The sequence below is a fragment of the Streptomyces sp. GbtcB7 genome, assembly GCF_019091445.1.
Classification (GTDB): Bacteria; Actinomycetota; Actinomycetes; order Streptomycetales; family Streptomycetaceae; genus Streptomyces; species Streptomyces mirabilis.
Genome location: NZ_JAGXJM010000479.1, coordinates 1 through 247, shown reverse-complemented (window position 1 = coordinate 247; position 247 = coordinate 1). Strand labels below are relative to the sequence as shown.

Genomic DNA, 247 nt, shown 5'->3' with positions numbered 1-247 from the left:
ACGCGTGAGCGACGCCGCCGGCGGGTGGCCGTGGCCGGGCACCAGGGGGAGGAACGCGCGCAGGGCCCCGGCGGGCAGCGAGGGGTAGGTGCGGGGCCCGTGGGGAGTGCGGCCGGCGGCCGGAAGGATGCCGGCCGCCCCGTAGTTCCTGACCGCCTGCGGGGACAGACGGGGCCCGCGCGCCAGATCAACCGGCCTGGGCCGCCCCCCCCCTTGGAGGTTTCGCCCCCTGGGGCCGACGATATCG

1 pseudogene is annotated in these 247 nt (G+C 78.9%); it reads right to left on the bottom strand.

Annotated elements, in window-relative coordinates:
* Nucleotides 1-243: pseudogene (locus tag KVT44_RS59800) on the bottom strand (MerR family transcriptional regulator); the annotation flags it as partial.
* Between the last annotated feature and the right edge of the window lie 4 nt (nt 244-247).